The sequence below is a fragment of the Enterobacter sp. MGH 33 genome (assembly GCF_000534535.1).
In the GTDB taxonomy this organism is placed as follows: Bacteria; Pseudomonadota; Gammaproteobacteria; order Enterobacterales; family Enterobacteriaceae; genus Enterobacter; species Enterobacter hormaechei_C.
The window spans coordinates 523,317-546,133 of record NZ_KI973212.1 but is presented as its reverse complement, the minus strand read 5'-3'; the positions used below and the strand labels follow the sequence as shown (position 1 = coordinate 546,133).

Genomic DNA, 22,817 nt, shown 5'->3' with positions numbered 1-22,817 from the left:
CGGTGCCCTGTTTGTTGTAAGGAAAAGTGACGTTAGTCTGCGTCGTAGCCCAAATTCGGCGCCAGCCAGCGTTCCACCTCTGACACGCTCATGCCTTTACGCAGGGCGTAATCCTCAATCTGATCGCGCTGAAGCTGTGCCACGGCGAAGTACTTGCTGTCCGGGTGGCTGAAATACCAGCCGGAAACGGACGCGCCCGGCCACATGGCGAACGACTCGGTGAGCTTCATGCCAGTATGCGCTTCGACGTCCAGCAACTTCCAGATAGTGCCCTTTTCTGTGTGTTCCGGGCAGGCCGGATACCCCGGCGCCGGACGAATGCCCTGGTAGTTTTCGCGGATCAGCTCCTCGTTGCTGAGGTTCTCATTCGCCGCGTAGCCCCAGTAAACCTTACGTACGCGTTCATGCAGATATTCAGCGAAGGCTTCCGCCAGACGGTCGGCGATCGCTTTCACCATGATTTTGTTGTAATCATCGTGCTGCGCGTCGTACGCATCCGCCAGCGCGTCTTCTTCCAGACCGCCGGTTACGGCGAACGCGCCGATATAGTCGGCTTTACCGGAGAGTTTCGGTGCGACGAAATCCGCCAGGCAGTAGTTGGCAAAGCCCACTTTCTCGGTTTGCTGGCGCAGGTGGTGGCTCACGGCCAGCACGTGGGTGCGGGTTTCATCGCGGTAGATTTCCACATCGTCGCCCACGCGGTTCGCCGGGAACAGCCCCACCACGCCGCGCGGGTTGAGGGCTTTCTCTGCGCTCAGCCTGTCGAGCATGTCGTTAGCATCTTTAAACAGGCGCTTCGCCTCTTCGCCCACCACCTCATCTTCAAGAATGCGCGGATATTTGCCCGCCAGCGACCAGGTCATGAAGAACGGCGTCCAGTCGATGTAGTTACGCAGCGTTTCGATGCTGGCCGTCACGTCCTGCACGCCCAGACGGTGTGCGACCGGCGGCGTATAGCTGGACCAGTCGAACGCCAGATCGTTATCGCGCGCCGCCTGAAGCGAAACCGGCGGCGTGCGCGGTTTCTTACGTCCATGCTGAATGCGGACGGTTTCATACTCTTTGCGGGTGCGGGCGACAAAGTCATCGCGCTGGGTGTCGGACAGCAGCGCGGAGACCACGCCCACGGTGCGCGAGGCGTTTTGAACATACACCGTCGGCCCACTGTAGTTCTGCTCGATTTTCACCGCCGTGTGGGCTTTCGAGGTGGTTGCCCCGCCAATCAGCAGCGGAATGGTAAAGCCCTGGCGCTCCATCTCTTTTGCCACGTTGACCATTTCGTCAAGCGAAGGCGTAATCAGCCCGGAAAGACCAATCAGATCCGCATTCACTTCGCGCGCGGTCCTGAGGATTTTATCCGCCGGGACCATCACGCCAAGATCGATAATTTCGTAGTTATTACACTGCAACACCACGCCAACGATGTTTTTGCCGATGTCGTGTACGTCGCCCTTCACGGTGGCGATGACCATTTTACCGTTACTGGAGCCCTTCTCTTTGCTGGCTTCGATAAAGGGTTCCAGATACGCCACCGCCTGCTTCATGACGCGGGCGGATTTCACCACCTGCGGCAGGAACATTTTGCCCTCGCCGAACAGATCGCCGACCACGTTCATACCGTCCATCAGCGGCCCTTCGATCACTTCAATCGGACGGGCGGCCTGCTGACGCGCTTCCTCGGTATCCTGCTCGATAAACTCGGTAATGCCTTTTACCAGCGAGTATTCCAGACGCTTATTCACATCCCAGGAGCGCCATTCGGCCTGTTGAACGTTGGCTGATTCGTCAGATTTACTGCCGCGGTATTTTTCCGCCAGATCCAGCATGCGTTCGGTGGCGTCGTCACGACGATTGAGGATCACGTCTTCTACGGCGTCGCGCAGCTCGGCTGGCAGATCGTCGTAAATTGCCAGCTGGCCGGCGTTGACGATCCCCATGTCCATCCCGTTGCGGATGGCGTAGTAGAGGAATACGGCGTGGATCGCCTCACGCACCGGGTCGTTGCCGCGGAACGAGAACGACACGTTTGACACGCCGCCGGAGATCAGCGCATGCGGTAGCTCGCGTTTAATGTCTTCACACGCGCCGATAAAGTCCTGGGCGTAGTTGTTGTGCTCTTCGATGCCGGTCGCGACGGCGAAGATGTTCGGGTCGAAGATGATGTCTTCCGGCGGGAAGCCCACCTCTTCGGTCAAAATTTTGTACGCGCGGCGGCAAATATCAATCTTGCGCTCGCGGGTATCGGCCTGGCCCACTTCATCGAAGGCCATCACCACCACGGCGGCTCCGTAGCGACGGACCAGCTTCGCGTGGTGGATAAAGGTATCGACGCCCTCTTTCATCGAGATGGAGTTAACGATGCCTTTGCCCTGAATGCACTTCAGCCCTTTTTCGATGACCTCCCACTTGGAGGAGTCAATCATGATCGGCACGCGGGCGATATCCGGCTCACCGGCAATCAGGTTGAGGAAACGCACCATTGCCGCTTCGGCATCAAGCATCCCCTCGTCCATGTTGATATCGATAATCTGCGCGCCGCTTTCCACCTGCTGGCGAGCAACGTCCAGCGCTTCGCTGTACTTCTCTTCTTTGATCAGGCGCTTGAACTTCGCAGAACCGGTAACGTTAGTACGTTCACCCACGTTCACAAACAGGCTGTCGTCGCCGATGGTCAACGGCTCCAGGCCGGACAGACGACAGGCTACCGGAAGCTCGGGTAGCTTGCGCGGTGGAAGCCCGGCGACGGCGCGGCTCATGGCGGCGATATGCTCCGGCGTGGTGCCGCAGCAGCCGCCGACGATGTTGAGGAAACCAGATTCGGCCCATTCGCGGATTTGCGCCGCCATGGTGTCGGCATCCAGATCGTACTCACCAAACGCGTTCGGCAGACCGGCGTTCGGGTGGGCGGTGACGTAGCACTCTGCGATGCGCGAAAGCTCCTGCACGTACTGGCGCAGCTCGTCCGGCCCCAGCGCGCAGTTCAGGCCGAAGGAGAGCGCTTCGGCGTGGCGCAGGGAGTTATAAAACGCTTCGGTTGTCTGGCCGGACAGTGTACGGCCAGAAGCGTCAGTGATGGTGCCGGAAATCATGATCGGCAGGTCAACGCCCAGCGCCTCGAACTCCTCTTTCACCGCGTAGATCGCGGCTTTGGCGTTGAGGGTGTCGAATACGGTTTCAATCAGGATCAGATCGGAACCGCCTTCCACCAGCGCTTTAGTGGACTCACGATACGCGGCCACCAGCTGGTCAAAGGTGATGTTCCGAAACGCCGGGTCGTTGACGTCCGGAGAAATCGACGCGGTGCGGTTGGTTGGGCCCAGCACCCCGGCTACGTAGCGCGGCTTGTCCGGCGTACGGGCCGTCCATTCGTCGGCGCAGGCGCGCGCCAGCTTCGCCGCTTCAAAGTTGATCTCCGCCGACAGGGATTCCATCTGGTAATCCGCCATGGCGATGGTTGTCGAGTTGAAGGTGTTGGTTTCAACAATATCCGCACCCGCTTCGAAGTAAGCGTTGTGGATATCCCTGATAACAGACGGTTTGCTTAACACCAGCAGGTCATTGTTCCCTTTCAGGTCACAAGGCCAGTCGGCAAAGCGCTCGCCGCGGAAATCGTCTTCACTCAGACGATAGCCCTGGATCATGGTGCCCATGCCGCCGTCCAGCACCAGAATTCGTTCATTTAACTGCGCACGCAGTTGCTCTACTTTGCTGCTCACACTTGCTCCCGACAACGCTCAACAAGGCCAAAAGGCTGCGTTCCATACTGGCATAATCTCGCAGGGTCGAAAAGTCACACAGCGGTAACATGAGACATGTTCACTATCACTCCTCCGATCAGTCAGGAAAGCGGTTGCAAAACCACCAAATAAAACGAAAATGATTTCCACGATACAGAAAAAGGAGTTCGTCATGGTTACGACCGTTCCCGCTAAACGCGGCAGAAAACCTGCTGCAACCACCGCTGCACAACCTGGCGGACAGGTTCAATCCCTGACGCGCGGCCTGAAGCTGCTGGAATGGATAGCCGAATCGCATGGTAGCGTGGCCCTGACGGAGCTGGCGCAGCAGGCTGGCCTGCCGAACTCCACCACGCACCGTCTGCTGACCACCATGCAGCAGCTGGGCTTCGTGCGTCAGGTGGGCGAGCTGGGGCACTGGGCGGTGGGGGCGCATGCGTTTATTGTCGGCAGCAGCTTCCTGCAAAGCCGCAACCTGCTGGCGATTGTCCACCCGATTCTGCGCAAGCTGATGGAGGAGTCCGGCGAGACGGTAAACCTGGCCGTGCTGGATCAGAGCGATCACCAGGCGATTATCATCGACCAGGTGCAGTGTACGCAGCTGATGCGCATGTCCGCGCCGATTGGCGGCAAGTTGCCGATGCACGCCTCTGGCGCAGGGAAAGCGTTTCTCTCGCAGCTGAGCGAAGAGCAGGTAACGGGGCTGCTGCACCGTAAAGGACTGCACGCCTATACCCACGCCACGCTGGTGTCGCCGGTGCATCTGAAAGAAGATCTGGCTCTGACCCGCAAGCGCGGCTATTCGTTTGATGACGAAGAACATGCCCTCGGGCTGCGCTGCCTCGCGTCCTGCATTTTTGACGAGCACCGCGAGCCGTTTGCCGCCATCTCCATCTCCGGGCCGATTTCACGTATGACCGACGACCGCGTCACCGAGCTGGGCGCGATGGTGATTAAGGCCGCGAAAGAGGTGACGCTGGCATATGGTGGGATTCGTTAAACGTGCATTGCCGCCTGATGCCCTCACCCCGGCCCTCTCCCACAGGGAGAGGGAGAAAAGCGGATGCAAAACCGCTGCTTGCGGCGGTAAGCATAGACATCTTCCACGTGCCCATTTTTGATCCGCGTTTGCAGCCCGCGCCAGTAGCTGGCGCGGAACAGATCGGCATGCATCTCTTCGAATAGCGGCCCGATGCGCGGGTCGGCACAAAGCCAGTGGCGAAACTCCTCCGGAAACACATCGCCCGGCGATACGCTGTACCACGGCTCGCTGGACAGTTCATCTTCCGGGTAGCGCGGCGGCGGGATATCGCGGAAGTTCACCTCGGTCATGTAGCAAATTTCATCGTAATCGTAGAACACCACCCGCCCGTGACGGGTGACGCCGAAGTTTTTAAACAGCATGTCGCCGGGGAAAATATTGGCGGCGGCGAGCTGGCGAATCGCATTGCCGTACTCTTCAATGGCGTCTCGTAAAGCCTGACCTTCGGACTGCTCCAGCCAGATATTTAGCGGCACCATCCGGCGTTCGATATAGAGATGGCTAATCGCAATCTTATCGCCAAGATCGGTAATTTTCGTCGGCGCTTCCTGCATTAGCAGCGACATCAGCGACGGATCGATCTGCTGCTTATCCAGCACAAAGTTTTCAAACTCCTGGGTATCCGCCATTCGCCCGACGCGATCGTGCTCTTTAACCAGCTGATAGCAGGCGCGGACGTGAGCGGCGGTCATCTCTTTCTGCGGGGCAAATTTATCCTTAATCACCTTAAACACGCGGTCGAAGCCCGGCAGTGTGAAAACCAGCATCACCATGCCGCGGATCCCCGGCGCTTCGATAAACTGCTCATCAGCCGTGGTGACATAACGCAGGTATTCCCGATAACTTTCCGTTTTGGCATGCTTCTGACAGCCAATCGCCATATACAACTCGGCGGTGGTTTTGCCCGGCAGGATCTCGCGCAGCCACTCCACCAGGGCGGCAGGCAGTGGGGCATAGACCATGAAATAGGAACGGGCGAAGCCAAATACGATGCTGGCCTCGGCGCCGGTGGTCAGGCAGGTATCGACAAACAGTTCCCCGTCGTCGGTACGGTGAATCGGCAGCAGAAACGGCACGATGGCTGTCGGCGTAACCAGTTTGCCCACCAGCCAGGCGGCCTTATTCCGGTAGAAAAGCTCGTTGGCAACCTGCAAATGGCTGCGGCTGAGCACCGCCTCGCCGAAGGTTTCACTGAGATACGCGTGGATATAGCCGATATCCCGGGGTTTATTCTCCCACGGCAGGCGCAGCGGCAAATCCATTAAGACGCGGTGCAGGAGCTTTTCCCAGCCGCGATCGGGAAAGAAATCTTTCGCCAGCGGACGCGGAATGGTACGGAAGCGGCGCTCCGGCTGGGAGCTGAAGATAAATAACCGCTCAGGAGATAATGAGCGGTGGTCAAATAACCGGCAATAGACGGAGTTGAAAAAGCTCTCCGCAATCTCGAAGCGCGGGTAGTCGGGTAACAGATGGGTGTAATGCTCTTTCACGCGCAGTAAAAATTCCGCATCCGGGCTTTTACCGTCGGTGATACAGCGCAGTTGCTCCACCACCAGACCTACGTGGTGATCATAAAGATGGATACGCTGCTTCATGGCCTGCTGAACCGCATGCCAGTCGGCGTGCTCAAAACGCTGTTGCGCGCCGGAGGTGACTTCCAGAAAGCGGCCATACTGGGCATCGAAGCCCTGCAAAATAGTTTGGGCAATCAGTAATTCCAGACCACGCGACATATATTCCCCCTCACCCCAACCCTCTCCCCGAGGGGGGAGAGGGGGAAAAGATTAGAACTGTGCTTCTTCCGTCGAGCCCGTTAATGCCGTGACGGAGGAGGCCCCGCCCTGAATAATCGTGGTCACATTATCGAAGTAGCCGGTTCCCACTTCCTGCTGGTGCGAAACGAAGGTATATCCTTCTTTGCCCGCCGCAAATTCTGGCTGCTGTACCTTCTCAACATAGTGTTTCATGCCTTCGCCCTGCGCGTAGGCGTGCGCCAGGTCGAACATGTTGAACCACATGCTGTGGATACCCGCCAGAGTGATGAACTGGTACTTGTAGCCCATATATGACAATTGCTGCTGGAAGCTGGCGATGGTCGTATCGTCCAGATTCTTTTGCCAGTTGAAGGACGGCGAACAGTTATAGGCCAGCAGCTTGCCCGGATACTTCGCATGAATCGCATCGGCAAAGCGCTTCGCCAGCGCCAGATCCGGCGTGGAGGTTTCACACCAGACCAGGTCGGCGTAAGGGGCATACGCCAGGCCGCGGCTGATCGCCTGTTCAATACCGGCATTTGTGCGATAGAACCCTTCGCTGGTACGTTCGCCGGTAATGAATTCGCTGTCATACGGGTCGCAGTCAGAGGTGATCAGGTCCGCCGCGTCCGCATCGGTACGGGCAATCACCAGCGTCGGCACGCCGAGCACGTCAGCAGCCAGACGCGCGGCAACCAGCTTCTGGATCGCTTCCTGGGTTGGCACCAGCACTTTCCCGCCCATATGCCCGCACTTCTTCACCGACGCCAGCTGATCTTCAAAGTGAACGGCCGCTGCACCGGCCTCAATCATGGATTTCATCAGCTCAAAGGCGTTCAGCACGCCGCCGAAACCGGCTTCCGCATCGGCGACGATCGGCAGGAAATAGTCGATAAAACGCGGATCGTGGGGTTCGATACCCGCGGCCCACTGGATCTGATCCGCACGGCGGAAGGTATTGTTGATCCGATCCACCACTGACGGCACCGAGTTCGCCGGATAAAGAGATTGATCCGGATACATGCTGGCGGCCAGGTTAGCATCCGCCGCGACCTGCCAGCCGGAAAGATAGATAGCCTCAATGCCGGCCTTCGCCTGCTGCAATGCCTGACCGCCGGTCAGCGCGCCGAGGCTGTTGATATAGCCTTTTTTAGACCCCCCATGCAGCAGATCCCACATTTTCGCCGCGCCGTTCTGCGCCAGCGTACATTCCGGGTTAACCGAGCCGCGTAACTTCACCACTTCCTCTGCGCTGTACGGACGGCGAATGCCTTCCCAGCGCGGTTGGGTCCACTCTTTTTGTAACTCTTCGATCTGTTGGGTACGGGTTTTCATGTGCAGATGCTCCATATTGTTATGTGGTGAATTACGCCAGGAAGCGGTAGCCCGGCAGGGTCAGGAAGTCGATTAAGTCATCAGAGGTGGTGATTTGCTCCATCAGACGTGCGGCATCGTCAAAACGCCCACTGCTGAAGCGGTGCTCGCCCAGTTCGTCCTGGATGACCCGCATCTCTTCGGCCAGCATCTGACGGAACAGGGCTTTGGTTACCGGTTTGCCGTTGCTGAGCGTTTTTTGATGACGGATCCACTGCCAGATGGAGGTACGTGAAATTTCCGCCGTGGCGGCATCTTCCATAAGGCCGTAGATCGGCACGCAGCCGTTGCCTGAGATCCATGCCTCGATGTACTGCACGGCGACGCGAATGTTGGCGCGCATCCCCTCTTCCGTGCGTTCGCCCGCACACGGCGCCAGCAACTGTTCTTCTGCGATTGGCGCATCGTCTTCACGGGTGACAAACAGCTGGTTTTTGTTGTCGCCGAGTACGTGGTTAAAGACTTCCATCGCCGTATCGGCCAGACCAGGATGGGCAATCCACGTCCCGTCGTGGCCATTACGGGCTTCCAGCTCTTTATCGGCTTTCACCTTGTTGAGCACCTGATTGTTACGCTCTGCATCTTTGCTCGGGATAAACGCCGCCATACCGCCCATCGCAAAGGCGCCGCGTTTGTGGCAGGTCTTAATCAGCAGGCGCGAGTAGGCGCTGAGGAACGGTTTATCCATGGTGACAACCTGACGATCCGGCAATACCCGGTCGGCATGGTTTTTCAGGGTTTTGATGTAGCTGAAGATGTAATCCCAACGGCCGCAGTTCAGGCCCACAATATGGTCACGCAGCGCATGGAGGATCTCATGCATCTGGAATACGGCAGGCAGGGTTTCAATCAGCAGCGTGGCCTTAATGGTGCCGCGCGGCAGGCCAAAGCGGTCTTCTGCGTAGCTGAAAACTTCACTCCACCACGCCGCTTCCTGCCAGGACTGGGTTTTCGGCAGATAGAAATAGGGGCCGCTGCCTTTCGCCAGCAGGTTTTTATAGTTGTGAAAGAAGTACAGCGCAAAGTCGAACAGGCTGCCCGGAATCGCTTCTCCGCGCCAGGTGACGTGTTTTTCTGGCAAATGCAGACCGCGTACGCGGCAGATCAGCACCGCCGGATTCGGTTTGAGCTGGTAAATTTTACCGGCTTCGTTGGTATAGCTGATGGTGCCGTTGACGGCGTCGCGCAGGTTGATCTGCCCGTCGATAACTTTCTGCCAGTCCGGCGCGAGGGAATCTTCGAAGTCCGCCATAAATACTTTGACGTTGGCATTCATGGCGTTGATCACCATTTTGCGCTCTACCGGACCGGTGATCTCTACGCGACGATCCTGTAAATCTTCAGGGATTCCGCGAATTTTCCATTCACCATGACGAATGGAAGCGGTTTCCGAAATAAACCCTGGCAACTTGCCGTTATCGATCTCCTGCTGTTGATGAATGCGCGCCGCCAGCAGTTTATTACGCTGTGGCGTAAAGCGAGTCACCAGTTCAGTCAGAAACTCTACCGCTTCTGCCGTCAAAACTTGCTGTTCTTGTTCACCATTCGGCTGGGTAAAGGTCAGTTCATCGACCGTTGTTGCCTGTTGAGTCATCGTTCTGCTCCTCATCAAAGATCCAAAATCACGCCCCCGACGCGAGCGAAAGATCGTTGTGTAGTTTTCGCTCAGCAGAATTAAGACTATCTATAATTTTTCCAAAATCAAAAACAATTTCCATTTTAATTTATATATAATCACAACCGATTGATTAATATGACATTAAAGTTTTTCACGGGGTTGAGTTGGATTTCGGAAATAAAAAAGGCACCCGAAGGTGCCTGATCTGAATAGCTGAAACGCTTTAGGATCGTTTAATGCAGACGATTACTCCAGCGTCGGATTCATGTGGCGCAGATCGTACGGCGTAATCTGGTAGACGTAATAGTTGAGCCAGTTGGTGAACAGCAAATTTCCGTGACTACGCCAGGTTGCCCGAGGCGTGTTTTGCGGATCGTTTTTCGGGAAATAGTTGTACGGGACATCCGGATTCAGACCCGCTTCAACGTCACGAAAATACTCTGACGCGAGGGTATGCGGATCGTACTCAGGATGGCCGGTAACGAACGCGATGCGTTTGTCTTTACTGGCGAACAGGTAGGCATCGCCGTCTTCAGTTTCGGCCAGGATCTCCAGGTCGGTGTAATCGCGGATCAGCTGTGCCGGAAAATCGGCGTAGCGAGAATGCGGGGCCAGGAAAGTGTCATCGAAACCACGCGTCAGCAGCGCATGCGGGTGAAGAATGTGGTGTTCGTATACGCCAGAAAGTTTGTCGCTGCGGGTTTGCTTGGGAATGCCATAGAGGATATTCAGTGCGGCCTGTACCGCCCAACAGACAAACAAGGTGGACGTGACGTGATCTTTTGCCCACTCCAGCACCTGCCTGATCTGTGGCCAGTAGGCAACGTCATTAAATTCCACCAGGCCCAGCGGTGCGCCGGTGACGATCAGTCCATCGAAATTCTCATCGCGAATATCTTCAAAATTACAGTAGAAGTTATTCAGATGCTCAGCAGGCGTGTTGCGTGACTCACGCGCGTCAATGCGCAGCAGCTGGATATCAACCTGAAGCGGAGAGTTGGAGAGCAAGCGCAGGAACTGGTTCTCCGTTTCGATCTTCTTTGGCATCAGATTAAGGATCAGCACCTTCAGCGGGCGAATTTCCTGACCAGAAGCACGCGAAGTTGTCATTACGAAGACATTCTCTTCACGCAAGAAATTGACGGCTGGTAGCTCGTCCTGCACCCGAATCGGCATAACCTTAAATCCTCACAGCATACGTATAAACGTTTAGACATCCAGACAGCTAACGATACCCAGAAACGGGGTTAATGTCGAGTCTGCAAGCGAAAGGTGAGAAAGTTTCAAGGAGGGAAAGCATGTAGGGCGGGTAAGGCTGGGCCACCACCCGACTTTTCAGAACGTACAAAGCAAAAAACCCCGCACCTTACGGTACGGGGTTCTTCTTAATTGATGCCTGGCAGTTCCCTACTCTCACATGGGGAGACCCCACACTACCATCGGCGCTACGGCGTTTCACTTCTGAGTTCGGCATGGGGTCAGGTGGGACCACCGCGCTAAAGCCGCCAGGCAAATTCTGTTAATCTGTATCAAAGCTGAAATTTGATTGTCTGTCTCTTCGCCAAAACACCTTCGGCGTTGTAAGGTTAAGCCTCACGGTTCATTAGTATCGGTTAGCTCAACGCATCGCTGCGCTTACACACCCGACCTATCAACGTCATCGTCTTTAACGTTCCTTCAGGAGACTTAAAGTCTCAGGGAGAACTCATCTCGGGGCAAGTTTCGTGCTTAGATGCTTTCAGCACTTATCTCTTCCGCATTTAGCTACCGGGCAGTGCCATTGGCATGACAACCCGAACACCAGTGATGCGTCCACTCCGGTCCTCTCGTACTAGGAGCAGCCCCCCTCAATTCTCCAGCGCCCACGGCAGATAGGGACCGAACTGTCTCACGACGTTCTAAACCCAGCTCGCGTACCACTTTAAATGGCGAACAGCCATACCCTTGGGACCTACTTCAGCCCCAGGATGTGATGAGCCGACATCGAGGTGCCAAACACCGCCGTCGATATGAACTCTTGGGCGGTATCAGCCTGTTATCCCCGGAGTACCTTTTATCCGTTGAGCGATGGCCCTTCCATTCAGAACCACCGGATCACTATGACCTGCTTTCGCACCTGCTCGCGCCGTCACGCTCGCAGTCAAGCTGGCTTATGCCATTGCACTAACCTCCTGATGTCCGACCAGGATTAGCCAACCTTCGTGCTCCTCCGTTACTCTTTGGGAGGAGACCGCCCCAGTCAAACTACCCACCAGACACTGTCCGCAACCCGGATTACGGGTCTACGTTAGAACACCAGCCATTAAAGGGTGGTATTTCAAGGTTGGCTCCACGCAGACTGGCGTCCACGCTTCAAAGCCTCCCACCTATCCTACACATCAAGGACCAGTGTTCAGTGTCAAGCTATAGTAAAGGTTCACGGGGTCTTTCCGTCTTGCCGCGGGTACACTGCATCTTCACAGCGAGTTCAATTTCACTGAGTCTCGGGTGGAGACAGCCTGGCCATCATTACGCCATTCGTGCAGGTCGGAACTTACCCGACAAGGAATTTCGCTACCTTAGGACCGTTATAGTTACGGCCGCCGTTTACCGGGGCTTCGATCAAGAGCTTCGCGTTGCCGCTAACCCCATCAATTAACCTTCCGGCACCGGGCAGGCGTCACACCGTATACGTCCACTTTCGTGTTTGCACAGTGCTGTGTTTTTAATAAACAGTTGCAGCCAGCTGGTATCTTCGACTGATTTCAGCTCCGCCCGCAGGGGCTTCACCTACACATCAGCGTGCCTTCTCCCGAAGTTACGGCACCATTTTGCCTAGTTCCTTCACCCGAGTTCTCTCAAGCGCCTTGGTATTCTCTACCTGACCACCTGTGTCGGTTTGGGGTACGATTTCGTGTTACCTGATGCTTAGAGGCTTTTCCTGGAAGCAGGGCATTTATCACTTCAGCACCGTAGTGCCTCGTCATCACACCTCAGCGTTAACAAGGTACCGGATTTACCTGGAACCTCCGCCTACATGCTTAAACCGGGACAACCGTCGCCCGGCTGACATAGCCTTCTCCGTCCCCCCTTCGCAGTAACACCAAGTACAGGAATATTAACCTGTTTCCCATCGACTACGCCTTTCGGCCTCGCCTTAGGGGTCGACTCACCCTGCCCCGATTAACGTTGGACAGGAACCCTTGGTCTTCCGGCGAGCGGGCTTTTCACCCGCTTTATCGTTACTTATGTCAGCATTCGCACTTCTGATACCTCCAGCATGCCTCACAGCACACCTTCAACGGCTTACAGAACGCTCCCCTACCCAACAACACATAGTGTCGCTGCCGCAGCTTCGGTGCATGGTTTAGCCCCGTTACATCTTCCGCGCAGGCCGACTCGACCAGTGAGCTATTACGCTTTCTTTAAATGATGGCTGCTTCTAAGCCAACATCCTGGCTGTCTGTGCCTTCCCACATCGTTTCCCACTTAACCATGACTTTGGGACCTTAGCTGGCGGTCTGGGTTGTTTCCCTCTTCACGACGGACGTTAGCACCCGCCGTGTGTCTCCCGTGATAACATTCTTCGGTATTCGTAGTTTGCATCGGGTTGGTAAGCCGGGATGGCCCCCTAGCCGAAACAGTGCTCTACCCCCGAAGATGAGTTCACGAGGCGCTACCTAAATAGCTTTCGGGGAGAACCAGCTATCTCCCGGTTTGATTGGCCTTTCACCCCCAGCCACAGGTCATCCGCTAATTTTTCAACATTAGTCGGTTCGGTCCTCCAGTTAGTGTTACCCAACCTTCAACCTGCCCATGGCTAGATCACCGGGTTTCGGGTCTATACCCTGCAACTTAACGCCCAGTTAAGACTCGGTTTCCCTTCGGCTCCCCTATACGGTTAACCTTGCTACAGAATATAAGTCGCTGACCCATTATACAAAAGGTACGCAGTCACCCCATAAAGAGGCTCCCACTGCTTGTACGTACACGGTTTCAGGTTCTTTTTCACTCCCCTCGCCGGGGTTCTTTTCGCCTTTCCCTCACGGTACTGGTTCACTATCGGTCAGTCAGGAGTATTTAGCCTTGGAGGATGGTCCCCCCATATTCAGACAGGATACCACGTGTCCCGCCCTACTCTTCGAGTTCACAGCATGTGCATTTTCGTGTACGGGACTATCACCCTGTACCGTCGGACTTTCCAGACCGTTCCACTAACACACAAGCTGATTCAGACTCCGGGCTGCTCCCCGTTCGCTCGCCGCTACTGGGGGAATCTCGGTTGATTTCTTTTCCTCGGGGTACTTAGATGTTTCAGTTCCCCCGGTTCGCCTCGTTAACCTATGTATTCAGTTAACGATAGTGCAACGGATTGCACTGGGTTTCCCCATTCGGACATCGCCGGGTCAAGGGTTCATATCACCTCGCCGGCGCTTTTCGCAGATTAGCACGTCCTTCATCGCCTCTGACTGCCAGGGCATCCACCGTGTACGCTTAGTCGCTTAACCTCACAACCCGAAGATGTTTCTTTCGATTCATCATCGACTTGCGAAAATTTGAGAGACTCGAACACACATGAGCTGTGTGTCGTTTCAATTTTCAGCTTGATCCAGATTTTTAAAGAGCAAAACTTCTTAATGCACTCAAAAGTACATTCAGAAGTTCATCATTCATCAGACAATCTGTGTGAGCACTGCAAAGGCAGGTTCTTTAAGGTAAGGAGGTGATCCAACCGCAGGTTCCCCTACGGTTACCTTGTTACGACTTCACCCCAGTCATGAATCACAAAGTGGTAAGCGCCCTCCCGAAGGTTAAGCTACCTACTTCTTTTGCAACCCACTCCCATGGTGTGACGGGCGGTGTGTACAAGGCCCGGGAACGTATTCACCGTGGCATTCTGATCCACGATTACTAGCGATTCCGACTTCATGGAGTCGAGTTGCAGACTCCAATCCGGACTACGACGCACTTTATGAGGTCCGCTTGCTCTCGCGAGGTCGCTTCTCTTTGTATGCGCCATTGTAGCACGTGTGTAGCCCTACTCGTAAGGGCCATGATGACTTGACGTCATCCCCACCTTCCTCCAGTTTATCACTGGCAGTCTCCTTTGAGTTCCCGGCCTAACCGCTGGCAACAAAGGATAAGGGTTGCGCTCGTTGCGGGACTTAACCCAACATTTCACAACACGAGCTGACGACAGCCATGCAGCACCTGTCTCAGAGTTCCCGAAGGCACCAATCCATCTCTGGAAAGTTCTCTGGATGTCAAGAGTAGGTAAGGTTCTTCGCGTTGCATCGAATTAAACCACATGCTCCACCGCTTGTGCGGGCCCCCGTCAATTCATTTGAGTTTTAACCTTGCGGCCGTACTCCCCAGGCGGTCGACTTAACGCGTTAGCTCCGGAAGCCACGCCTCAAGGGCACAACCTCCAAGTCGACATCGTTTACGGCGTGGACTACCAGGGTATCTAATCCTGTTTGCTCCCCACGCTTTCGCACCTGAGCGTCAGTCTTTGTCCAGGGGGCCGCCTTCGCCACCGGTATTCCTCCAGATCTCTACGCATTTCACCGCTACACCTGGAATTCTACCCCCCTCTACAAGACTCTAGCCTGCCAGTTTCGAATGCAGTTCCCAGGTTGAGCCCGGGGATTTCACATCCGACTTGACAGACCGCCTGCGTGCGCTTTACGCCCAGTAATTCCGATTAACGCTTGCACCCTCCGTATTACCGCGGCTGCTGGCACGGAGTTAGCCGGTGCTTCTTCTGCGGGTAACGTCAATCGACAAGGTTATTAACCTTATCGCCTTCCTCCCCGCTGAAAGTACTTTACAACCCGAAGGCCTTCTTCATACACGCGGCATGGCTGCATCAGGCTTGCGCCCATTGTGCAATATTCCCCACTGCTGCCTCCCGTAGGAGTCTGGACCGTGTCTCAGTTCCAGTGTGGCTGGTCATCCTCTCAGACCAGCTAGGGATCGTCGCCTAGGTGAGCCGTTACCCCACCTACTAGCTAATCCCATCTGGGCACATCCGATGGCAAGAGGCCCGAAGGTCCCCCTCTTTGGTCTTGCGACGTTATGCGGTATTAGCTACCGTTTCCAGTAGTTATCCCCCTCCATCAGGCAGTTTCCCAGACATTACTCACCCGTCCGCCACTCGTCAGCGAAGCAGCAAGCTGCTTCCTGTTACCGTTCGACTTGCATGTGTTAGGCCTGCCGCCAGCGTTCAATCTGAGCCATGATCAAACTCTTCAATTTAAAAGTTTGATGCTCAATGAATTAAACTTCGTAATGAATTACGTGTTCACTCGTTGAGACTTGGTATTCATTTAGTGTCCGAAGACATTAAGAATCCATGTCACTTTGAGTGCCCACACAGATTGTCTGATAAATTGTTAAAGAGCAGTGCAACGCGGCTTTCGCTCACCGTTGCGAGGTGGCGTATATTACGCTTTCCTCTTTCAGAGTCAACCCGTTATTTCAGGATTTTTTCTCTTCAGCCGACTCGGTTGTTTGTGAAGTGATTCACATGTTCCGTGTCGATGGAGGCGCATTATAGGGAGTTCTCCGCAGGCCGCAACCGCTAAATGACAGAAGAATGACTGACTGCTGCATTCCACAGCAAAACCCCGCCTTATACCTTTTTACGCACAGACTTATCCACAATGATACGAAAAAGTAAAAATGTGCGAGCGTTGCGCAAACGTTTTCGTTAAAATGCTCGCGCTTCACAAGGATGCCTCGTCAGGTGTGTTAGATGAGTTTTTCACAGGAAAATTCATCTAACGCTCTCTGTAATCGTGAAATCCAGGGGATTTACCATGCAACAACGTCGTCCAGTCCGCCGCGCTCTGCTCAGTGTTTCTGATAAAGCCGGTATCGTCGAATTCGCTCAGGCACTTTCTGCACGTGGCGTAGAGCTGCTTTCTACAGGCGGTACCGCTCGCCTGTTAGCAGATAAAGGTCTGCCGGTAACCGAAGTGTCCGATTACACCGGTTTCCCGGAAATGATGGATGGACGCGTCAAAACCCTGCACCCGAAAGTGCACGGCGGTATTCTGGGCCGTCGCGGTCAGGACGACGGCATTATGGAGCAGCACAATATTGCCCCCATCGACATGGTGGTTGTTAACCTCTACCCGTTCGCCCAGACCGTTGCCCGCGAAGGCTGTTCTCTGGAAGACGCTGTTGAGAATATCGACATCGGCGGCCCGACCATGGTGCGCTCCGCAGCCAAGAACCATAAAGATGTGGCCATCGTGGTAAAGAGTAGTGACTACAACGCCATTATTAATGAGATGGATGCCAACGAAGGGTCCCTGACGCTTGAAACGCGTTTCGATCTCGCCATCAAAGCCTTCGAGCATACCGCCGCCTACGACAGCATGATCGCCAACTACTTCGGTAGCCTGGTACCTGCCTACCACGGTGAAAGCAAAGATCCATCTGGCCGCTTCCCGCGCACGCTGAACCTGAACTTCATTAAGAAGCAGGATATGCGTTACGGCGAGAACAGCCACCAGCAGGCTGCCTTCTATATAGAAGAAGAGGTAAAAGAAGCCTCTGTAGCGACTGCCCAGCAGGTACAGGGCAAAGCCCTCTCCTATAACAACATTGCCGATACCGACGCCGCGCTGGAATGCGTGAAAGAGTTCAGCGAGCCAGCCTGCGTTATCGTCAAGCACGCCAACCCATGCGGCGTTGCGGTAAGTGCGTCTATTCTGGAAGCTTACGATCGCGCCTACAAAACCGACCCGACCTCCGCGTTCGGCGGCATTATCGCCTTCAACCGCGAGCTGGATGCGGAAACCGCGCAGGCCATCATCTCCCGTCAGTTTGTCGAAGTGATCATCGCGCCATCAGCATCCGAAGAGGCGCTGAAAATCACCGCGGCGAAACAGAACGTGCGCGTACTGGTTTGCGGCCAGTGGGCAGAACGCGTCCCGGGCCTGGACTTCAAGCGCGTGAACGGCGGGCTGCTGGTTCAGGACCGCGATCTGGGTATGGTGGGCGAAGCCGATCTGCGTGTCGTCACCAAACGTCAGCCAACCGAGCAGGAACTGCGTGACGCGCTGTTCTGCTGGAAAGTGGCGAAGTTTGTGAAATCCAACGCCATCGTCTACGCCAAAGAGAACATGACCATCGGAATAGGCGCAGGCCAGATGAGCCGCGTTTACTCTGCGAAAATCGCGGGTATTAAAGCAGGTGACGAAGGTCTGGAAGTCAAAGGTTCCGCCATGGCCTCTGACGCCTTCTTCCCGTTCCGCGACGGTATCGACGCGGCCGCTGCTGTGGGCATCACCTGTGTGATCCAGCCTGGCGGTTCAATCCGTGATGACGAAGTGATTGCCGCTGCCGACGAGCATGGCATCGCAATGATCTTCACCGACATGCGCCACTTCCGCCATTAATCCCCGGAGCAGAAAATGAAAGTATTAGTGATTGGTAACGGCGGGCGCGAGCACGCCCTGGCGTGGAAAGCAGCGCAGTCTCCGCAGGTTGAAACCGTCTTTGTGGCACCGGGTAACGCCGGGACCGCGCTGGAGCCCGCACTACAGAACGTCGCCATCGGCGTAACCGACATCCCGGCGCTGCTGAGCTTTGCCCAAAACGAGAATATCGATCTGACGATTGTTGGCCCGGAAGCACCGCTGGTGATCGGCGTTGTAGATGCCTTCCGCGCCGCGGGCCTGAAAATTTTCGGCCCAACGGAAGGGGCTGCGCAGCTGGAAGGCTCAAAAGCCTTCACCAAAGATTTTCTCGCGCGTCATAACATCCCGACGGCGGAATATCAGAACTTCACCGAGGTAGAGCCTGCTCTGGCTTACCTGCGTGAAAAAGGCGCGCCGATTGTGATCAAAGCCGACGGCCTGGCTGCCGGGAAAGGCGTTATCGTGGCGATGACCCTCGAAGAAGCGGAAGCCGCCGTGCAGGATATGCTGGGGGGTAACGCCTTTGGCGACGCGGGCCACCGCATCGTAATTGAAGAGTTCCTCGACGGCGAAGAAGCGAGCTTTATCGTGATGGTTGACGGCGAGCACGTTCTGCCGATGGCGACCAGCCAGGATCACAAGCGCGTAGGCAATGCCGACACGGGGCCAAACACCGGCGGGATGGGAGCTTACTCCCCTGCTCCGGTGGTCACTGACGAAGTACACCAGCGCACCATGGACCGCATCATCTGGCCAACCGTGAAGGGGATGGCTGCGGAAGGCAATACCTACACCGGTTTCCTTTACGCAGGCCTGATGATCGACAAGCAGGGTAACCCGAAGGTGATTGAATTCAACTGCCGCTTCGGCGATCCGGAAACCCAGCCGATCATGCTGCGCATGAAGTCCGATCTGGTTGATCTGTGTCTGGCGGCGTGCGAAGGCAAGCTGGACGAGAAAACTTCCGAGTGGGACGAGCGTGCCTCTTTAGGTGTGGTGATTGCTGCGGGTGGCTATCCGGGTAGCTACAACACCGGAGATGAGATCCACGGCCTGCCGCTGGAAGAGATTGACGGTGCGAAGGTGTTCCACGCCGGTACAAAGCTCTCTGACGACGACCGCGTGCTCACCAACGGCGGTCGCGTGCTGTGTGCGACCGCGCTGGGCCAGACCGTGGCAGAGGCGCAGAAGCGCGCCTATGCGCTGATGGCGGATATTCACTGGAATGGCAGCTTCAGCCGCCAGGATATCGGCTATCGTGCCATTGCGCGGGAGCAGGGAGAGTAATTTCACACCCTCACCCTAACCCTCTCCCACAGGGAGAGGGGATTTACGTCAGAAACTCTTCTCTGTCGGCTGCCAGGTGCAGAAATCTTCATTCGCCACCAGCAACAGCTGAGAGCCTTCCGGCGCTTCCAGCCATGCCACACTCACCTCCACAGATGAATGCCGCTGACGACGCTGAATGTGTTCGGTTGCCCAGGATTCAAGCTCAGGCTTCACCGTCTGCCCTTCGCAGGTGGTCACCGTGCCGTCGGCATGCCAGCGCCCCTGGCGCAGCACCACGCGGCCCTGACGCAGCGCATCGCTGGTCTGGCGGAGTTGTTCAGCACGGTAGCGGTAGAGGGCGACCTGATCGCTGGAAAGCTGCTGTTTCAGTCCACTGACCTCATGCTGCATAAAGCTCAGCTCGCCGTGGTCGTCGAAACGCACCTTCACGTGTTCGGGAGTCTTACTGTAGATATTCAGTTCAATGAGCGACAGCGCATCGCCCTGCCAGCGGTATTCTGCGGTCGAGGTGTTGCCGTTATGCCACGGGCTGAATGCGGTGAGCATATGGACTTCATCGCTGGAATCTTTGCGCCAGATCCTGACCGCACCCTGGTTGTCAGCATAGCCGCTGGCGGTAAACGGGGGGAGTGAGGAATCATGGCTACAGGCAGACAGCAACAGTACGCCTGCCAGCGCGAGTGTTCCACGCCAGAATGACAAAAGGGGCGTTGCCGCCCCTTCGTTAAAACTGTTCACTGCCACGCGTCTTACTTAACTGCGTCTTTCAGTGCTTTACCAGAAACAAATGCCGGCACGTTAGCTGCGGCGATTTTGATTTCTTTACCAGTCTGCGGGTTGCGGCCAGTACGCTCAGCGCGGTGGTTCACTTTGAAGGTACCGAAACCAACCAGTTGTACAGCATCGCCTTCTTTCAGAGACTCAGTAATAGCAGCCAGGGTAGATTCCAGAGCAGCTTTAGCCTGCACTTTAGACAGATCAGCCTTGTCCGCAATTACATCAATCAGTTGAGTCTTGTTCATAAGTTATCCTTTCAATGTGTTTATCGCTTGCTAAGCATCGAGTGCGACGAAAATGCCAAAAAAGCACTCTCCTGCATACACGCACCGATAGCCACTTTTTTTCGCCCCCCAAATGTAGACCAGACGGGGGGCGAAAGGGAAGAGTCGAGGAGTGACAAAACAGGCGTTAAATCACGTTTTGTTGTCTCATTGGTTAAAAATTATACCAATATTGCTCTCACCGGCCTCGCGAAGGTCCGCGCGAAGCCCTTTGATCAGCTCAATATCACGTTCTTCACACTCCGCCAGCAGACGGAAAATTTCCCACTGAATATCCCATTCCTGTTCAACCGCCGGGTTAGCACGCAGCTCCTCGTCGGTCATTTCACGGCCTTCCTGGGTCATTTCCAGCATCGCAACGGTGGTAATGGATGCCTTACTGACTTCAATGGCGTGTTCCAGGGTTTCACCGCTCAGACGGGAGTGGATCAGCTCGCTCAACGCCACACAGGCATCAATGGCCGGGTAGACGCCATACAGGTCGAAATCATCCGCAGCCGGAATAGCCTCTTCCAGCTTTTCGAGCTGAGAGTCAAAATTTACCTTCGCATCTTTGACCGTCAGCGTCTCCCAGATTAAATCCAGGATACGACGATAAATCTGGCCTTCGCCAAACGCCGTCTGCTTGCAGAACGCGGCATAGTTGGGATACATGCGCTCGCACAGGCAAGCCATAAACGTCACGTGCTGCCAGCTTTCCAGCTTCTCAAGGCGCAGATGAATCGGGTTTTGTAACATGATGATGTCTCGAATCGAAAATTAGCCGCAGTTTACCTGAATCACGGCTGAATTTCCTGCCAACGAATGAATGCCGGACGTGAAGAGGCCACGGCGTCAGCCCAGCGGGTTGGCTCCGGTAAACGGTAGCCCTTCATACAGCGTTGCACCCACGCCAGGGCGCTATCCATGCTGACCCGATGCCCGGTGGCGATAAACAACGGGTTGCAGCGCGCTTTACTGCGCCAGACCCACGCCAGCTGCTCGCCTTTATGGATAAGCGGCGCCAGTGCGCCCGGTTCGGCAGAGAGCGGCTCAAACGCGCCGCACAGGCGTTTTTTCGCTACGCCGATGGTCGGCACGTCCACCAGCAGACCAAAGTGGCTGGCGACGCCTAAGCGACGCGGATGGGAGATACCATGCCCATCAACAAACAGTAGATCGGGTTTTTGCGAGAGTTGCTCCCACGCGGCCAGCAGCGCGGGATATTCGCGGAAGGAGAGAAAGCCGGGGATATAGGGCATGGTGGTGGCGATACGCGCCACTTTGTACTCCACCAGCTCCAGCGAAGGGTATTTCAGCACCACCATCGCCGCTCGCGTCACTTCACCGCCCTGCTCAAATCCGACGTCCGCCCCGCCAATGTACCGCGGAGGGTCCGTATCCAGACGATCCTCGCGGATCACTGATGAAGCCAGTTCGATTTGCTGAGCGCGTAGCGACGCGAGATCCATAACCACTCCTTACTTATGATACTGGGCAGAAAGCCTATGCACCGCCTCCACAAATACGCCAGCGTGTTCTGGCGGTACATCCTGATGAATACCGTGACCGAGGTTGAAGACGTGGCCTTCGCCCTGGCCGAAACCAGACAGTATAGTCGACACTTCTTCTTCGATACGGGCAGGCTGCGCATAGAGCATGGACGGATCCATGTTGCCCTGGAGCGCCACTTTGTCCCCCACGCGACGGCGCGCATCGGCAATATCGGTGGTCCAGTCGAGGCCCAGCGCGTCGCAGCCGGTGGCCGCCATCGCTTCCAGCCACTGACCGCCGCCTTTGGTAAACAGCGTCACCGGCACGCGACGGCCTTCGTTTTCACGCAGCAGGCCATCGACAATTTTGTGCATGTAGTACAGGGAGAACTGCTGATAATCACGTCCGGTCAGCACGCCGCCCCAGGTGTCGAAAATCATCACCGACTGCGCGCCGGCTTTAATCTGCGCGTTGAGATAGAGCGTGACGCTCTTCGCCAGCTTGTCGAGCAGGGCATGCAGGGCCAGCGGCTCGGCGTACATCATCTTTTTGATGACGGTAAAGGCTTTGCTGCTGCCGCCTTCCACCATGTAGGTGGCCAGCGTCCACGGACTACCGGAGAAGCCAATCAGCGGCACGTCGCCTTTCAGTTCGCGGCGAATGGTGCGCACGGCGTTCATCACATAGCCCAGCTCGCCTTCCGGATCGGGGATCGGCAGCTTATCAACGTCGGCTTTGCTTTTGATCGGAGAGGTAAAACGCGGGCCTTCTCCGGTTTCGAAATAGAGCCCAAGGCCCATCGCATCCGGAATGGTGAGAATGTCCGAAAAAAGAATGGCGGCATCGAGCGGGAAGCGGCGCAGCGGCTGGAGCGTCACTTCACAGGCCAGCTCGGCGTTTTTGCACAGCGACATAAAATCGCCTGCCTGCGCGCGCGTGGCTTTGTACTCTGGCAGATAGCGTCCCGCCTGGCGCATCATCCACACCGGGGTGACATCAACGGGCTGGCGCAGCAGCGCACGCAGATAACGATCGTTCTTCAGTTCGGTCATTTTGC

The 22,817-nt window shown here is 55.8% G+C and carries 13 protein-coding genes and 3 rRNA genes; 3 read left to right on the top strand and 13 right to left on the bottom strand.

Annotation, left to right across the window (positions count from 1 at the left end; all coding sequences use genetic code 11):
* Positions 1-32: 32 nt before the first annotated feature.
* The gene (gene metH / locus L379_RS21245; protein WP_032652198.1) at positions 33-3,716 is read right to left on the bottom strand and encodes a methionine synthase; all 3,684 of its coding nucleotides are present in this window, start codon (positions 3,714-3,716) and stop codon (positions 33-35) included.
* A gap of 193 nt (positions 3,717-3,909) precedes the next feature.
* Here metH and iclR point away from each other — a divergent pair, with 193 nt between their 5' ends.
* Complete coding sequence (gene iclR, locus L379_RS21250) at positions 3,910-4,737, top strand: glyoxylate bypass operon transcriptional repressor IclR (protein WP_003860353.1); 828 nt, start codon at positions 3,910-3,912, stop codon at positions 4,735-4,737.
* Between the two features lie 23 nt (positions 4,738-4,760).
* Here the strand turns inward: iclR and aceK are convergent, their stop codons facing one another.
* The 7 genes from aceK to L379_RS21285 all read right to left on the bottom strand — a co-directional run bounded on the left by aceK (position 4,761) and on the right by L379_RS21285 (position 15,762).
* Positions 4,761-6,512 (bottom strand): bifunctional isocitrate dehydrogenase kinase/phosphatase, encoded by a 1,752-nt coding sequence (aceK, locus tag L379_RS21255; RefSeq protein ID WP_032652196.1) that lies wholly within the window; start codon positions 6,510-6,512, stop codon positions 4,761-4,763.
* 51 nt (positions 6,513-6,563) lie between these two features.
* Positions 6,564-7,868: an isocitrate lyase gene (gene aceA / locus L379_RS21260; protein ID WP_032652193.1), complete on the bottom strand. Its 1,305-nt coding sequence runs from the start codon at positions 7,866-7,868 to the stop codon at positions 6,564-6,566.
* A gap of 31 nt (positions 7,869-7,899) precedes the next feature.
* On the bottom strand, positions 7,900-9,501 hold the full coding sequence (aceB, locus tag L379_RS21265; protein WP_032652191.1) for a malate synthase A: 1,602 nt from the start codon (positions 9,499-9,501) through the stop codon (positions 7,900-7,902).
* A 270-nt stretch (positions 9,502-9,771) separates the two neighbouring features.
* The gene (metA, locus tag L379_RS21270; protein ID WP_017382604.1) at positions 9,772-10,701 is read right to left on the bottom strand and encodes a homoserine O-acetyltransferase MetA; all 930 of its coding nucleotides are present in this window, start codon (positions 10,699-10,701) and stop codon (positions 9,772-9,774) included.
* 218 nt (positions 10,702-10,919) lie between these two features.
* Positions 10,920-11,035, bottom strand: a 5S ribosomal RNA gene (gene rrf, locus L379_RS21275).
* A gap of 72 nt (positions 11,036-11,107) precedes the next feature.
* Positions 11,108-14,012: ribosomal RNA gene (locus tag L379_RS21280) — 23S ribosomal RNA — on the bottom strand.
* 208 nt (positions 14,013-14,220) lie between these two features.
* A 16S ribosomal RNA gene (locus L379_RS21285) occupies positions 14,221-15,762 on the bottom strand.
* The 16S, 23S and 5S rRNA genes sit together here, the layout of an rRNA operon.
* Positions 15,763-16,325: 563 nt before the next feature.
* Here L379_RS21285 and purH point away from each other — a divergent pair.
* Both purH and purD read left to right on the top strand, forming a co-directional pair.
* Positions 16,326-17,915, top strand: coding sequence for a bifunctional phosphoribosylaminoimidazolecarboxamide formyltransferase/IMP cyclohydrolase (gene purH / locus L379_RS21290; RefSeq protein ID WP_023295751.1), 1,590 nt, complete (start codon positions 16,326-16,328; stop codon positions 17,913-17,915).
* A gap of 15 nt (positions 17,916-17,930) precedes the next feature.
* The gene (gene purD / locus L379_RS21295; RefSeq protein ID WP_032652189.1) at positions 17,931-19,223 is read left to right on the top strand and encodes a phosphoribosylamine--glycine ligase; all 1,293 of its coding nucleotides are present in this window, start codon (positions 17,931-17,933) and stop codon (positions 19,221-19,223) included.
* A gap of 48 nt (positions 19,224-19,271) precedes the next feature.
* Here the strand turns inward: purD and L379_RS21300 are convergent, their stop codons facing one another.
* The 5 genes from L379_RS21300 to hemE all read right to left on the bottom strand — a co-directional run bounded on the left by L379_RS21300 (position 19,272) and on the right by hemE (position 22,812).
* Positions 19,272-19,964: a DUF1481 domain-containing protein gene (locus L379_RS21300; RefSeq protein ID WP_017384076.1), complete on the bottom strand. Its 693-nt coding sequence runs from the start codon at positions 19,962-19,964 to the stop codon at positions 19,272-19,274.
* 11 nt (positions 19,965-19,975) lie between these two features.
* On the bottom strand, positions 19,976-20,248 hold the full coding sequence (gene hupA / locus L379_RS21305) for a nucleoid-associated protein HU-alpha (protein WP_002445246.1): 273 nt from the start codon (positions 20,246-20,248) through the stop codon (positions 19,976-19,978).
* Between the two features lie 186 nt (positions 20,249-20,434).
* Positions 20,435-21,025 carry a YjaG family protein gene (locus tag L379_RS21310; protein ID WP_003862310.1) on the bottom strand — a complete coding sequence of 197 codons (591 nt, stop codon included), beginning with the start codon at positions 21,023-21,025 and terminating at the stop codon, positions 20,435-20,437.
* Positions 21,026-21,066: 41 nt separating this feature from the next.
* Positions 21,067-21,738 carry a deoxyribonuclease V gene (nfi, locus tag L379_RS21315; protein WP_003862312.1) on the bottom strand — a complete coding sequence of 224 codons (672 nt, stop codon included), beginning with the start codon at positions 21,736-21,738 and terminating at the stop codon, positions 21,067-21,069.
* 9 nt (positions 21,739-21,747) lie between these two features.
* On the bottom strand, positions 21,748-22,812 hold the full coding sequence (gene hemE, locus L379_RS21320) for a uroporphyrinogen decarboxylase (RefSeq protein ID WP_022650209.1): 1,065 nt from the start codon (positions 22,810-22,812) through the stop codon (positions 21,748-21,750).
* Positions 22,813-22,817 lie beyond the last annotated feature (5 nt).